Genomic DNA, 13918 nt, shown 5'->3' on the forward strand with positions numbered 1-13918 from the left:
CGACCGCATGAACCTGCTGCCCGGTCCGGATGTCAGACCCTGCGCTTGGAGTACGGCGAGATGGGGCCGGTCCGAGGCCGCCAGCACCGGAAACGGCAGCCTCCCTGGCCTGCTCGGGGGTGGTTTCGGCCCAACCAGCGTCCAGGGATCGTTGAGGGCCACGAGTGCAGCCTGTCAGCCCGGCCCCTTCGAGTACCTGATCGGAGTCAGTATCGAGCGACCCGGTGCATCGCGCCCGCCCCGGGTACATTCACCGCGATCGGAGAGCATCGTGAAGAACAGCGCGTTGTGGCGAGTGGTGGACAATCAGAGTGGTACCCAGTCCATCGTCAGCACGCCCTCCGAGGCGGTCGCGTTCGTCAACAGCCGGTTCGACACCGATGACGACGACGAGCCGTTCAGCATCACCGAGGTCGGCCCTCTCCTTCCGAAGCCGCTCGGGGTCATCACCGCATGGGCCGCCGAGAAGGACGGCGAGCGAACCGACGGGCGTACTGCCCCGATCACCATCAGGCCGGTTGTGACGGACAACGCCAGCGAGTGCGATGACGTCGTGCTCTGGGGCGACGTGTACGTCTCCTGGGACCACGACATGTACACCGTCGAGGAGCCGGAGAGCTCCGAGTACAGCGAGGCCTACAGCGCAGCCGAGTTGAGCGCGATCCTCGACGAGTACGCCGACGACTACGAGTACGCGTCTGAAGGGCCTGAAGGGCCCGACAGCCACGGGTGGCCGAAACCGGAAGAGTTGATCACCTACGGCGCCCAGGAGTGTGCCAAGCGGTTCGGGCACCTCGACGACGACGCCCTGCTGTGGCTCGCTGCCACCCGCATCACGCTCGCGGTGTGGCGCAACACACCCGTCGAAAACTGGCATGCCGGGAAGAGTCCGCTCCACGACGGCACAATGATGCGGATCAACACGGCAACCACCCGACTCGTGCGCTCGATGCTGTCGTTCGACCATGTCGACTGGATCGGTCTCGGTCTCGCGATCGTCAACCCGTCCCGGGTTCTACCGACAGGGCAGTCCGTACTCGAGCTCGGGCTGGCCTGCCACAACCCTGACGACCCGGCGCACGAGGTTGATCCGCGAGAAGAACTCGCAGAGATGGCACAGGTCGCGATCTCATGGGGGCGAAGGTACTGCCTTCGCGAGAAGGAGTTCGGCCTGCGAACCCTGATCGAATCCTTCTGTGCGTCCGACAACGGCTGGTTCGGAGCACCGAGTTGGTGGCGCATCGTCGATCGGTTCCTTACGGCTGTCGACGACCGGGAGAACGCGCACTGGCGCGTACACCAGGACAAGCCTTGGTTCGACGAGTGGTTCACCAACCGGCCGGCCGACATCGCGGACACCACGGAATTTCGTCGGCTGCTCCTCGCCGGGCCCGACCTGCTGTCCGAGGAGGCCGCCGAATGGTGCGTGGATGGTGCCATCGGCTACGTCTGCCAGGACGACCACGCGACCGACTGCTGGCGGTGCGGTATCCCACCGGCAACGGAGTCCCCCAACGAGTGAACGTGGGCACCAGCATAGAAAGCATCCTGATTGGCCTCCAGCGGCTCCGCCAGCGCGTACTCGTCACGCGGCTCGGCGTCGGCCGCCAACTCCGGGCTGCCCGACCGGAATCCCATCAGTACCTCCCGCATGTGTCCGGCCCGCTCGGCCGTCGCCTCACGCCCGTCGTCGCCGAGCTGGTCCAGGACCACCGAGGCGAGCTCGTCGGCGGCTGCTCCTGACGGACCAGGACCATCGGGAATCACGCGAGCCCGGTCGGAGAACAGCAGTTCCTTCAGCGACAGTCGCTGGACTCGGCCTCGGACATCCTTCAGGGCGACTTCGTTACCAGCTGTCGTCGCAACCAGCTCGATCACCTCGACGGCCTCGCCGTCGTAGACGAAGCGCGTCCCGACATCGACCCGCGTGCCGGCTCCGCTCACGCCAGCCTCATCCGAAGGAGCTCAGGATCGAGCAACCACTCCCGGCGGAAACCCGCCAGAAAACGGATGTTCTCCAGCTCCGCAGGCGGCGGCTCGCTCCAGACCTCGTAGCGCCACCCGCGCTCCTCCACCGCACGCCTGGTCCAGGCGAAAGTGGAGTCCACCACCGGATCGTCCAACCGCCACCGCGGCTTCACGTCCACGACGATCGGGCCATCCTCGGTCACCAGGAAGCAATCCGGGATGTGCTTGCCGACCTTCCCCTCCACCACCTTCTTCAGGAGGAACGGCTGGGCCACGATGCCGCGTACCGAAGCGTCGAAGTCGGCGAACAACAGCCGGGCGAGCTCCAGTCACGACTCGTAGATCACGAGATCCCCGACCGTCGCCGACCAGTACGTGCCGGAGTAGTGCTGCCCCATGTACCAGCGGAACGTCCGCCGCGGAGGAGCCGACTCGATCGACCGCGCTGTCGTGGACGCCCACGCCCGGTCTTCAGCCGTACCGTCCTGCCGGCTGATGCTGGCCGCAGCCTCCATGCCCCCACCCCCACTCCGGTGCCGTCGACAGCACTGCCGCTTACGCCACACCGGGCGGGATCACCCGCTCAGGACTTCACCCAAACCCAGGACGACATGACCGGCGAGTCTCAAGACGGTGGCACATCCGACTCTGACCCGACATCAGCCATGAGAGTCCGACATGAAATCTGAGACCCTACAAGCCCGAGGTCAGGTCTGTGCCATGTCCACGAAGCGTGAGTAGTGGCCCTGGAACGCCACCGTGATCGTCGCCGTCGGGCCGTTACGGTGCTTGCCGACGATGATGTCCGCCTCGCCCGCGCGCGGGGACTCCTTCTCGTAGGCGTCCTCACGGTGCAGCAGGATCACCATGTCCGCGTCCTGCTCGATGGAGCCGGACTCACGCAGGTCGGAGACCATCGGCTTCTTGTCGGTGCGCTGCTCGGGGCCTCGGTTCAGCTGCGAGAGCGCGATCACCGGGACCTCGAGCTCCTTGGCCAGCAGCTTGAGGTTTCGGGACATGTCCGAGACCTCCTGCTGACGGCTCTCCTGCCGCTTGGAACCACCGGCCTGCATCAGCTGGAGGTAGTCGATGATCACGAGCTTGATGTCGTTGCGCTGCTTCAGCCGGCGGCACTTGGCGCGGATCTCCATCATCGACAGGTTCGGGGAGTCGTCGATGTAGAGCGGCGCGGAGGACACCTCGGGCATCCTGCGCGCCAGCCGCGTCCAGTCCTCGTCCGTCATGGTGCCGGAGCGCATGTGGTGCAGCGCGACCCGCGCCTCGGCGGACAGCAGACGCATCGCGATCTCGTTGCGGCCCATCTCCAGGGAGAAGATGACGCTGGGCAGGTTGTTCTTGATCGACGCGGCGCGGGCGAAGTCCAGCGCGAGGGTGGACTTACCCATGGCGGGGCGGGCCGCGATGACGATCATCTGGCCCGGGTGCAGGCCGTTGGTGAGGGAGTCGAGGTCGGTGAAGCCGGTCGGCACGCCCGTCATCTCGCCGCTGCGTGAGCCGATCGCCTCGATCTCGTCGAGCGCGCCCTCCATGATGTCGCCGAGCGGGAGGTAGTCCTCGCTGGTGCGCTGCTCGGTGACCGCGTAGATCTCGGCCTGGGCGCGGTTGACGATCTCGTCGACGTCGTCGTCGCCGGCGTATCCCATCTGGGTGATGCGGGTGCCGGCCTCGACCAGGCGGCGCAGGACCGCGCGTTCGTGGACGATCTCGGCGTAGTACTCGGCGTTGGCCGCCGTCGGCACCGTCTGGACGAGGGTGTGCAGATACGACGCCCCGCCGACCTTGTTGATCTCGCCGCGCTTGGTGAGTTCGGCGGCGATCGTGATGGGGTCGGCCGGCTCGCCCTTGGCGTAGATGTCGAGGATCGCCTGGAAGATCGTCTCGTGCGCCGGTTTGTAGAAGTCGTGGCCCTTGAGGACCTCGACGACGTCGGCGATGGCGTCCTTCGACAGGAGCATGCCACCGAGGACAGACTGCTCGGCGTCGAGATCCTGGGGAGGCACCCGCTCGAACGCGGTGCCGCCGCTCTCCCACTCGCCGCTCTCCCGGCCGCGGTCGTGCTGGTCGTCACGGCTGCGGCCGCCGCCCTCGCCGCGACGGCGGGAAGCAGGCAGACGATCACTCGGACCGCTGTCGGCCCACGGGTCGTCCAAGGGCTCGGAAATGCTCACCGAGCCACCTCCTCCCGTCCGCCGAGCGGACCTAGGGCCTGTCGTTTGGATCATGCGGCGAGTCGCAGGTCAGGCCACGCACATCTGCCGCGTTGTCGTCACTCGCCGACGTCCCCCAGCCTTCGGCCGGGGGTACCCCCACCGCGTCGACTCCCTCCTCCGCCTTGCAGCTGCACGCGTCCTGACCCGCTCGGGTAGGCCGACGAGGCACCGCACCCCGATGCCGCCTGATCCAAACGACAGACCCTAGCCATGCCCCACATTTCTACGGCACGGCACTGACAAATAAGAGGCCCAACTCCGCTTCGGGCGCGTCGGTTTTGTGACGGTTTCCCGGTCGGCGAAAGGAGTGTGCGCCGGACCACGTTAGGCCCGTGGGCACCGTCAGCCAATCTGGTTATCCACAGGCCATGTGGACGACGGCCCCGATGCTGTGGAGAACTCCGCAAAACCTGTGCACGACCCGGTGGACAGCCCTGTGAACAAGCTCGCTTTGCCTCCCACCTCACCCCTCTGACCAGGCACTTCACCGTCCACCGGCTGTGCAGAAGAAAAACTTTCGCCCTCAGCCCGAGATCGCTTCGAACGCTGCGCGAAACTGTGCCCGACGGGAGCCGATGTAAGGGTCACAAGCGACTTGTATCTCTTACCTGTGGATGATTACATTGCTGCTCATGACCCAGGCTCCCGCGACACCCAAGGCCACCCGGCGGCAGCACGACCGTGAGATCGTCGCGCTGGCCGTGCCGGCCTTCGGCGCGCTCGTCGCCGAGCCACTCTTCGTCATGGCCGACAGCGCCATCGTCGGCCATCTCGGCACCGCCCAGCTCGCCGGGCTCGGCGTCGCCTCGGCCCTTCTCACCACCGCCGTCAGCGTCTTCGTCTTCCTCGCCTACGCCACCACCGCGGCCGTGGCCCGCCGCGTCGGCGCCGGTGATCTCCCGGCCGCGATCCGCCAGGGCATGGACGGCATCTGGCTGGCGCTCCTGATCGGCGCCGCCGTGATCGCCGTCGCCCTGCCCACGGCGCCCTCTCTGGTGGCACTCTTCGGCGCCTCCGACACGGCGGCACCCTACGCGACCACCTATCTGCGCATCTCGGTCCTCGGCATCCCAGCCATGCTCGTCGTGCTCGCCGCGACCGGCGTCCTGCGTGGCCTCCAGAACACCAGGACCCCCCTCTACGTCGCCGGCGCCGGCTTCATCGCCAACGGTCTCCTCAACGTGCTCCTCGTCTACGGCGCCGGTCTCGGCATCGCCGGTTCCGCGTGGGGCACCGTCATCGCCCAGTGCGGCATGGCCGCCGTCTATCTCGTCGTGGTCGTCAGGGGCGCCCGCCGGCACGGCGCCTCCCTCCGTCCCGACCTCGCCGGGATACGCAACTCCGCCCAGGCCGGTGTGCCCCTGCTGATCCGCACCCTGTCGCTGCGGGCGGTCCTGATGATCGCCACGGCCATCGCCGCCCGGCTCGGCGACGCCGACATCGCCGCCCACCAGATCATCCTGTCCCTGTGGAGCCTGCTGGCCTTCGCCCTCGACGCCATCGCCATCGCCGGGCAGGCCATCATCGGGCGCTACCTCGGCGCCGACGATCCCGCGGGCGCCCGTGCCGCCTGCCGCCGCATGGTGCAGTGGGGCACCGCGGTCGGTGTCGTCCTCGGACTGCTGGTGGTGGCGACCCGGCCCGCCTTCCTGGCGATGTTCACCGGCGACCAGATCGTGAAGGACGCCGCGCTCCCCGCACTCGTGATCGTGGCGCTCGCCCAGCCGGTCTGCGGCATCGTCTACGTCCTGGACGGCGTCCTGATGGGCGCGGGCGACGGCCCGTATCTGGCCTGGGCCATGCTGCTCACCCTGGCGGCCTTCACCCCCGTCGCCCTGCTGGTCCCGGCTTTCGGCGGCGGGCTCACCGCGCTCTGGGCGGCCATGACGCTGATGATGACCGTGCGCCTGGTGACCCTCTGGCTGCGCACCCGCTCCGGCCGCTGGATCGTGACCGGCGCGACCCGCTGACCTCAGCGCCCCAGCCCCTCAACCCAGCTCCCAGCCCCCAGCCGCACCGCCGAACCTGCGCGCGAGCCGCCGCAACCCTGCCCGGGTCCGCACGCTCACCCGCGCGCCGTTTCACGTGAAACATCGGCTCCCGCCCCCGTACGCCTCCCGTCCACCCCTCGTCAGAACACGAAGAAGGGCCGCACCCGGTGGGGTGCGGCCCTTCTCTCAGCTGTTCAGCCGAGCACGGCGATCAGGCCGCGACGACCTCGATGGTGACCTTGGCGGCCACCTCGGGGTGCAGACGCACGGACGTCTCGTGCCCGCCCAGGGTCTTGATGGGCGAGCCAAGCTCGATGCGGCGCTTGTCGACCTCGGGGCCGCCGGCAGCCTTGATCGCCGAAGCGACGTCGGCCGGGGTGACGGAACCGAAGAGACGACCGGCGTCGCCGGAGCGGACGGCCAGACGGACCTTCACGCCTTCGAGCTGGGCCTTCACGGAGTTGGCCTGCTCGATGGTCTGGATCTCGTGGATCTTGCGAGCGCGACGGATCTGCTCGACGTCCTTCTCGCCACCCTTGGTCCAGCGGATAGCGAACTTCCGCGGGATCAGGTAGTTGCGAGCGTAACCGTCCTTGACGTCGACGACGTCGCCCGCGGCACCGAGGCCGGAGACCTCGTGGGTGAGGATGATCTTCATTTGTCGGTCACCCTTCCCTTATCGCGCGGTGGAGGTGTAGGGCAGCAGCGCCATCTCACGGCTGTTCTTCACGGCCGTGGCGACGTCACGCTGGTGCTGCGTGCAGTTGCCGGTCACGCGGCGGGCACGGATCTTGCCGCGGTCGGAAATGAACTTCCGCAGCATGTTCGTGTCCTTGTAGTCCACGTACGTGACCTTGTCCTTGCAGAAAGCGCAGACCTTCTTCTTAGGCTTGCGCACAGGCGGCTTCGCCATGGTGTTTCTCCTGTGTGATCAAGAAGTGGGGATGCGAGCCCTAGAAGGGGGGCTCGTCCGAGTAGCCACCGCCGCCGCCGGAGTTTCCACCCCAGCCGCCGCCACCGCCGCCGCCCTGGTTGCCACCGGCGGGAGCACCGCCGGTCGCCCACGGGTCGTCCGCGGGAGCGCCGCCGCCCTGCTGGCCGCCGCCGGAGTTTCCACCCCAGCCGCCGCCACCCTGGCCGCCGCCGCCACCGCTGCCGCTGCCGCCGCCGTAACCACCCTGGCCACCGCGACCGCCACCGGCCGTCTTGGTGACCTTCGCCGTGGCACTGCGGAGGCTGGCGCCGACTTCCTCGACGTCCAGCTCGTAGACCGTGCGCTTGACGCCCTCACGGTCCTCGTAGGACCGCTGCTTCAGCCGGCCCTGCACGATGACGCGCATGCCTCGCTGGAGGGACTCGGCGACGTTCTCAGCCGCCTGACGCCAGACCGAGCAGGTCAGGAACAGGCTCTCGCCGTCCTTCCACTCGTTGGTCTGACGGTCGAAGGTCCGGGGCGTGGACGCGACACGGAACTTCGCGACGGCCGCACCGGAAGGGGTGAAGCGCAGCTCGGGGTCGTCGACAAGATTGCCGACGACCGTGATGACGGTCTCGCCTGCCATGGGGGAACCTCTCGGCGGGTTTGCTGCTGGGCTGCTGGTGCTGCTACTCGAATCCCGAGATCAACTGAGCCGGTGGCTCAGTGCATCTCGGGGCGGAGGACCTTGGTCCGGAGGACCGACTCGTTCAGGTTCATCTGGCGGTCGAGCTCCTTGACGACCGCAGGCTCGGCCTGCAGGTCGATGACCGAGTAGATGCCCTCGGGCTTCTTCTTGATCTCGTACGAGAGACGACGACGGCCCCAGGTGTCGACCTTCTCGACCTTTCCGTTGCCCTCACGGACGACGGAGAGGAAGTTCTCGATCAGCGGGGAGACAGAGCGCTCCTCGAGATCGGGGTCGAGGATGACCATCACCTCGTAGTGACGCATGTGGAACCCACCTCCTTTGGACTCAGCGGCCACGGTCGTTCCGTGGCAGGAGGGTTGTGATGCGTACGCAACGGTATCGGCCGCCACTGACAATCGGGGGTCGACGAGCGACATCCCCGAGCGGCCCGGACGAATCCTGGGCACTGCCTGGGCAGACACCGGTGCAGAGGGTACAGACTACCCGCACGGCGGCTTCCGGTTGAAATCCGGCCCCTCGGGCAGTCAACTTGTACACATCGGGTGTGTATGGCGCTACGATGCGCCGCCTTCCGCAGGAGGTGCCTCATGGCACAGGCAATGCGACCCAACACCGTCGGCGGACTCTTCGCCACGGACGGAAAGTCCCATCCCCTCCAGGACACGCTGCTCGCGGTGACGCTGGTGCTCGGCTTCACGGCGGCCATCACAGCGATCTTCCACAGTCTGCACCTGGTCAGCTCCTGGGCCGGCCTGATCGGCATCTTCACCGGGGCGTACGGCCAGTGGATCTCGGTGACGACGCGCGAGCGGTTCGGGCTCATCCTGGGTCTCGGCGCCTCGGCGATCGGCTTCTTCCTCGGCATGGCCCACGGCGGGCTGTTCGGCGGGATCGTCGGCTAGCGCCCCGGTCCTCCGCTCCGGTCCTCCGACCCCGCGGACGGCCCCCGGCGGGCGGCCGGAACCGGGACCGCCGGTCCGCACCCGGAGACGGGAGTACCCCGCCACCCGCCGGGAAGCCGTACAAAACAGGGTGGAACGCCCCGGCCGCGTGTGGGTCGGGGCGCCGCTTCCGTACGCCCATCCGGGGCGCTCGCACGGCGCAGTAGGCTTCGGCGCGAGAGCCGGAGCCCCTGTACCCATGGGGACACCCCAGCCCGAGGAGCGCCCCGAATGAGCCTGACCCTGAGGACGATCAGCCGCGAGCAGCATCTGGCGTACATCCAGAGCCTGCCGTCGGCGAGCCACATGCAGGTTCCCGCCTGGGCCGACGTCAAGGCGGAGTGGCGCGCGGAGAGCCTCGGCTGGTTCGACGACCGGACCGGTGAACTGGTCGGCGCGGGGCTCGTCCTCTACCGTCAGCTGCCCAAGATCAAGCGCTACCTCGCCTATCTGCCCGAGGGCCCGGTCATCAACTGGTTCGCGCCGAACCTGACCGAGTGGCTCGAGCCGATGCTCGCCCACCTCAAGCACCAGGGCGCCTTCTCGGTGAAGATGGGCCCGCCGGTGATCATCCGGCGCTGGGACGCGAACTCGATCAAGCAGGGCATCCAGAACCCGGACGTGAAGCGGCTGCGGGACATCGAGGCCGACTTCATCGAACCGCGCGCCTTCGAGGTCTCCGACAAGCTGCGCCGGATGGGCTGGCAGCAGGGCGAGGACGGCGGCGCCGGCTTCGGCGACGTGCAGCCGCGCTACGTCTTCCAGGTGCCGCTGGCCAACCGTTCCCTCGAAGAGGTCCACAAGAACTTCAACCAGCTGTGGCGGCGCAACATCAAGAAGGCCGAGAAGGCCGGCGTCGAGGTCGTCCAGGGCGGCTACCAGGACCTGGAGGAGTGGCAGCGGCTGTACGAGATCACGGCCGTGCGCGACCACTTCAGGCCTCGCCCGCTCTCGTACTTCCAGCGCATGTGGACGGCCCTCAACACCGAGGACCCCAACCGGATGCGGCTGTACTTCGCCCGCCACAACGGGGTCAACCTGTCGGCGGCGACGATGCTGATCGTCGGCGGGCACGTCTGGTACTCCTACGGCGCCTCCGACAACATCGGGCGCGAGGTGCGGCCGTCGAACGCGATGCAGTGGCGGATGCTGCGGGACGCCTACGCGCTCGGCGCGACCGCCTACGACCTGCGCGGCATCTCCGACTCGCTGGACGAGACCGACCACCTCTTCGGCCTGATCCAGTTCAAGGTGGGCACCGGCGGCCAGGCCGCGGAGTACCTCGGCGAGTGGGACTTCCCGCTCAACAAGCTGCTCCACAAGGCGCTCGACATCTACATGTCGCGCCGCTGACGTCACGTTCAGTGATTCGATACCTCTGACACACCGCTGCCACGAGAAAGGTCCCAGGTCCGGCCATGGCGCTCACGCTCTACGTCGACACCGCGCGCTGGCGTGCGCACCACAAGCACGTGCAGGAGCAGTTCCCGGGGCTCGTCCCGGTCTGCAAGGGCAACGGCTACGGCTTCGGGCACGAGCGGCTGGCGGAGGAGGCCACCCGGCTCGGCTCGGACGTGCTGGCCGTCGGGACGACGTACGAGGCGGCGCGGATCAAGGACTGGTTCGGCGGTGACCTGCTGGTGCTGACGCCGTACCGGCGCGGCGAGGAGCCGGTCCCGCTGCCCGACCGGGTGATCCGCTCGGTGTCGTCGGTGGACGGGGTGTACGGCCTGGTCGGCGCCCGGGTGGTGATCGAGGTGATGTCCTCGATGAAGCGGCACGGGATCAGTGAGCAGGACCTTCCGCAGTTGCACTCGGCCATAGAGAACATCCGGCTGGAGGGCTTCGCGATCCACCTGCCGCTGGACCGTACCGACGGCTCGGACGCCGTCGAGGAGGTCATCGGCTGGATGGACCGGCTGCGCGCGGCCCGGCTGCCGTTGCACACCATGTTCGTCAGCCACCTCAAGGCCGACGAACTGGCGCGGCTGCGGCAGCAGTTCCCGCAGACCCAGTTCCGCGCCCGGATCGGCACCCGGCTGTGGCTGGGGGACCACGAGGCGACGGAGTACCGCGGCGCGGTCCTGGACGTGACGCGGGTCGCCAAGGGGGACCGGTTCGGCTACCGCCAGCAGAAGGCGGCCTCCGACGGCTATCTGGTGGTCGTGGCGGGCGGTACCTCGCACGGGGTGGGCCTTGAGGCCCCCAAGGCGCTGCACGGCGTCATGCCGCGCGCCAAGGGCGTGGCGCGGGCCGGTCTCGCGACGGTCAACCGGAACCTGGCGCCGTTCGTCTGGGGCGGCAAGCAGCGCTGGTTCGCCGAGCCGCCGCACATGCAGGTGTCGATCCTGTTCGTGCCGTCGGACGCGCCGGAGCCGCAGGTCGGCGAGGAACTGGTGGCCCATCTGCGGCACACCACCACGCAGTTCGACCGCATCATGGACCGCTGACGAGCGCTGCTTCCCGCGTGGGACGCGCGCACGCACGCGTGAAGGGCCGTACCCGAGCTGTTCGGGTACGGCCCTTCGTCGTGCGCCGCGCGCGCGGCCGACCGGAGTCGGCGGTTCCGGTCGCGTTCCGGTCGTGTTCGCTCAGAGCGAACGGTCCGCCGGGGACGGTCCTGGCCCGCCCGCGGCGCCGCTGCCCCAGTCCACCGACGGCCCCTCCACGGGCGCCTCCTGACGCACCGGGCGGGCCGCGGCGCCGAGCACGAAGACGTCCCGGGCCCCGTCGAGCACGCCGCCCGACGGATCGTCGTCGCCCGACCTGCGCACCGGGTCCCGTTCCGGCAGCAGGATGTCGCGCACCACGACGGCGCACAGGTAGAGCGTGCCGAGCAGGTGGGCGGCGATCGCCCAGTGGTAGCCGTCCTGCGGCAGTCCCTTGTGGGCGTCTCCGCTGGTCGTGTAGGCGAGGTACATCCAGATGCCCAGGAAGTACAGGACCTCGCAGGCCTGCCAGATCAGGAAGTCGCGCCACTTGGGCCGGGCCAGGACGGCCAGCGGCACCAGCCACAGCACGTACTGCGGCGAGTAGACCTTGTTGGTGAGGATGAACACCGCGACGACCAGGAAGGCGAGTTGCGCGAACCGCGGCCGGCGCGGCGCCGTCAGCGTGAGGGCGGCGATGCCCGCGCAGCCGAGCAGCACCAGCAGCGTGGCCAGGGTGTTGACGGTGTCGGTGGTCAGCGGGTCGGTCGAGTTCTGGGCCAGGATCAGCCAGAACGAGCCGAAGTCGACGCCCCGGTCGTGGCTGAAGCGGTAGAACTGCGCCCAGCCGTCCCAGGCGAGCACCATCACCGGCAGGTTGACCACGATCCAGGCGACGGCGGTGCCGCCGAGGGCCTTGCCGAACTCCCGCCACCTGCCCGCCCGCCAGCACAGCACGAACAGCGGGCCGAGCAGGAAGAGGGGATAGAGCTTGGCGGCCGTGGCGAGCCCCAGGAGGACGCCGAAGGCGATCGGGCGGCTCCGGGACCACATCAGCATCGCCGCGGCCGTCAGAGCGACCGCCAGCAGGTCCCAGTTGATGGTCGCGGTGAGCGCGAAGGCGGGCGCGAGGGCGACCAGCAGGCCGTCCCAGGGGCGCCTGGCGTGCGTACGGGTCACGCAGACGGCGATGATGGCCGCGCACACCATCAGCATCCCGGCGTTGACCATCCAGTACCACTGCTCCTGGTGCTGGATGGTGCCGCTGCCCGGCGTGAGCCAGCCGGCCACTTCCATGAACACGCCGGTGAGCACCGGGTACTCGAGGTAGGGCATGTCGCCGGGGAGCCTGTCGAAGTACGGCACGAGCCCGTCGGCGAAACCGCGCCCCTGGTACAGGTGCGGGATGTCCGAGTAGCAGGCCTTGGTGTACTGCGAACTGGCGCCGAAGAACCAGGCGCCGTTGTAGCAGGGCGCCTTCTGGACCAGGCCGAGGGCGAACATGCCGATCGCCAGGAGCGCGATGACCCGCACCGGGGTCCACCAGGACGTGCCGGTCAGGGCGAACCGCCCGAGCGGGCCGCCGATCAGCTCGCTGCCTGACCGGGCGACCGGGTCCTCCCTGGTGGGCAGTACCGGCTCGGGCTCGTGCGCGCTCGCTTGCGTCGATTCTGCACTGGGCATGGCGCACATCCTGCCGTATGCGCCTGAGCGCGACGACGGCGGTCGCCGGGCCCGGACCGCCGCCGGGGCAAATCAATGGGGAAGTCCGCCGAAGTCCGGAAGGCGCCATGGAATTCTTTTGTCGGCCTGATCCTCCATAATTACCGACCGCGACGGCGATGGAAACCGGGCAGGCGTGGCGGATTCACGCCAGTTTTTTGTACCGATACACCCCGGAAAGCGCCCATCGTCGATCTTGCCGCGGCCAGATGCGTGACAGTAAAGTGAAGACCAAGTTGGAAATTAAGATCGAAAGCAGATGGCAATTCCGACCAATGGGGGAACGGGAGTGATCGACCGCCTATGCGCCGATAACCTGGATCTGGAAATACTGCGCCTGATGCGCAAAGGCCTACCGGACCAAGCGATCGCCCAGCATCTCGCGCTGGGCCACCGCACCGTCCAACGCAGGGTGAACCGCCTGATGGAGCACCTGCAAGCGCGCGGACGGTTCGCGCTCGGCCTCCGTGTGAGCGAGCTGGGGCTGCTCGACGAAGCCGCCTGAAGCCCGCCCTCCACGCCCCGGGGGAATCTGACGATGGAGGTTCAATGAGAAGAAACATGTCCGTCCGGGTGTCCGCGGTCGTCACGGCGGCCATGGCCGCCGTCCTGATACCGCTGGCCGGCACCTCGTACGCCGCTTCCTGTTCCGGCACCGGCTGCGACAACAAGGGTCCGGTCGGCTACGGATGCGACGCCGACGCCGTGACGAAGAAGACCGTTTCCGACGGGATCAGAAAGGCCGAGCTGCGCTGGTCCGCCAAGTGCGCGGCCGGATGGGTCCGCGGGAGCGACCCGGTCGGCAAGGACGACTACTGGGCGCACTACGCCTACATCGAGAAGCACAGCACGGAGAGCGGCGCCCCGCTGCTCAAGTCGCTCTCGGTGGCGATCCCCGACGGGGGTTCGGACTGGTCCAACATGCTCGGCGGGTCCAACTACTACTACCGCGTCTGCCAGAAGGACGCCGGCACGCTCGAGGTGTGGTGCAGCGGCTACTGGTAGAGC

The 13918-nt window shown here is 68.3% G+C and carries 16 protein-coding genes; 7 read left to right on the forward strand and 9 right to left on the reverse strand.

Annotated elements, in window-relative coordinates; genetic code table 11:
* The first annotated feature begins 271 nt into the window (after positions 1 to 271).
* Positions 272 to 1522 (forward strand): hypothetical protein, encoded by a 1251-nt coding sequence (locus DDJ31_RS19470; protein ID WP_240678147.1) that lies wholly within the window; start codon positions 272 to 274, stop codon positions 1520 to 1522.
* On the opposite strand, the gene DDJ31_RS19475 is transcribed toward DDJ31_RS19470, so the two are convergent.
* The 4 genes from DDJ31_RS19475 to dnaB form a co-directional block, all read right to left on the reverse strand.
* Complete coding sequence (locus DDJ31_RS19475) at positions 1444 to 1944, reverse strand: hypothetical protein (protein WP_127179028.1); 501 nt, start codon at positions 1942 to 1944, stop codon at positions 1444 to 1446. The genes DDJ31_RS19470 and DDJ31_RS19475 overlap by 79 nt on opposite strands.
* Positions 1941 to 2297 (reverse strand): TnsA-like heteromeric transposase endonuclease subunit, encoded by a 357-nt coding sequence (locus DDJ31_RS19480; RefSeq protein ID WP_276319331.1) that lies wholly within the window; start codon positions 2295 to 2297, stop codon positions 1941 to 1943. Before DDJ31_RS19480 ends, DDJ31_RS19475 begins: the two co-directional genes overlap by 4 nt.
* Complete coding sequence (locus DDJ31_RS39240) at positions 2298 to 2483, reverse strand: hypothetical protein (protein WP_240678145.1); 186 nt, start codon at positions 2481 to 2483, stop codon at positions 2298 to 2300.
* Positions 2484 to 2675: 192 nt separating this feature from the next.
* Positions 2676 to 4157 (reverse strand): replicative DNA helicase, encoded by a 1482-nt coding sequence (gene dnaB, locus DDJ31_RS19485; RefSeq protein WP_127179027.1) that lies wholly within the window; start codon positions 4155 to 4157, stop codon positions 2676 to 2678.
* 674 nt (positions 4158 to 4831) lie between these two features.
* Here dnaB and DDJ31_RS19490 point away from each other — a divergent pair.
* A complete protein-coding gene (locus tag DDJ31_RS19490; RefSeq protein WP_127179026.1) occupies positions 4832 to 6169 on the forward strand; it encodes an MATE family efflux transporter in 1338 nt (445 codons plus the stop codon).
* Positions 6170 to 6401: 232 nt separating this feature from the next.
* Here DDJ31_RS19490 and rplI read toward each other — a convergent pair whose 3' ends face one another.
* The 4 genes from rplI to rpsF form a co-directional block, all read right to left on the reverse strand.
* A complete protein-coding gene (gene rplI, locus DDJ31_RS19495) occupies positions 6402 to 6848 on the reverse strand; it encodes a 50S ribosomal protein L9 (protein WP_127179025.1) in 447 nt (148 codons plus the stop codon).
* An 18-nt stretch (positions 6849 to 6866) separates the two neighbouring features.
* Positions 6867 to 7103: a 30S ribosomal protein S18 gene (rpsR, locus tag DDJ31_RS19500; protein ID WP_003949403.1), complete on the reverse strand. Its 237-nt coding sequence runs from the start codon at positions 7101 to 7103 to the stop codon at positions 6867 to 6869.
* Positions 7104 to 7143: 40 nt separating this feature from the next.
* Positions 7144 to 7752, reverse strand: a complete 609-nt coding sequence (locus DDJ31_RS19505; protein WP_127179024.1) for a single-stranded DNA-binding protein — start codon at positions 7750 to 7752, stop codon at positions 7144 to 7146.
* 77 nt (positions 7753 to 7829) lie between these two features.
* On the reverse strand, positions 7830 to 8120 hold the full coding sequence (gene rpsF / locus DDJ31_RS19510; RefSeq protein ID WP_093825641.1) for a 30S ribosomal protein S6: 291 nt from the start codon (positions 8118 to 8120) through the stop codon (positions 7830 to 7832).
* Between the two features lie 285 nt (positions 8121 to 8405).
* Here rpsF and DDJ31_RS19515 point away from each other — a divergent pair, with 285 nt between their 5' ends.
* The 3 genes from DDJ31_RS19515 to DDJ31_RS19525 all read left to right on the forward strand — a co-directional run bounded on the left by DDJ31_RS19515 (position 8406) and on the right by DDJ31_RS19525 (position 11209).
* Positions 8406 to 8720 (forward strand): hypothetical protein, encoded by a 315-nt coding sequence (locus DDJ31_RS19515; protein ID WP_127179023.1) that lies wholly within the window; start codon positions 8406 to 8408, stop codon positions 8718 to 8720.
* Between the two features lie 270 nt (positions 8721 to 8990).
* Positions 8991 to 10112, forward strand: coding sequence for a peptidoglycan bridge formation glycyltransferase FemX (femX, locus tag DDJ31_RS19520; protein WP_127179022.1), 1122 nt, complete (start codon positions 8991 to 8993; stop codon positions 10110 to 10112).
* Between the two features lie 65 nt (positions 10113 to 10177).
* On the forward strand, positions 10178 to 11209 hold the full coding sequence (locus tag DDJ31_RS19525; protein ID WP_127179021.1) for an alanine racemase: 1032 nt from the start codon (positions 10178 to 10180) through the stop codon (positions 11207 to 11209).
* Between the two features lie 141 nt (positions 11210 to 11350).
* On the opposite strand, the gene DDJ31_RS19530 is transcribed toward DDJ31_RS19525, so the two are convergent.
* Positions 11351 to 12871, reverse strand: coding sequence for a glycosyltransferase family 87 protein (locus DDJ31_RS19530; RefSeq protein ID WP_171480856.1), 1521 nt, complete (start codon positions 12869 to 12871; stop codon positions 11351 to 11353).
* Positions 12872 to 13169: 298 nt separating this feature from the next.
* Here DDJ31_RS19530 and DDJ31_RS19535 point away from each other — a divergent pair, with 298 nt between their 5' ends.
* Positions 13170 to 13415 carry a LuxR C-terminal-related transcriptional regulator gene (locus DDJ31_RS19535; protein WP_127179019.1) on the forward strand — a complete coding sequence of 82 codons (246 nt, stop codon included), beginning with the start codon at positions 13170 to 13172 and terminating at the stop codon, positions 13413 to 13415.
* A 56-nt stretch (positions 13416 to 13471) separates the two neighbouring features.
* Positions 13472 to 13915 (forward strand): DUF2690 domain-containing protein, encoded by a 444-nt coding sequence (locus DDJ31_RS19540; RefSeq protein WP_164784932.1) that lies wholly within the window; start codon positions 13472 to 13474, stop codon positions 13913 to 13915.
* Positions 13916 to 13918 lie beyond the last annotated feature (3 nt).

Source organism: Streptomyces griseoviridis (assembly GCF_005222485.1).
Lineage (GTDB): Bacteria > Actinomycetota > Actinomycetes > Streptomycetales > Streptomycetaceae > Streptomyces > Streptomyces hintoniae.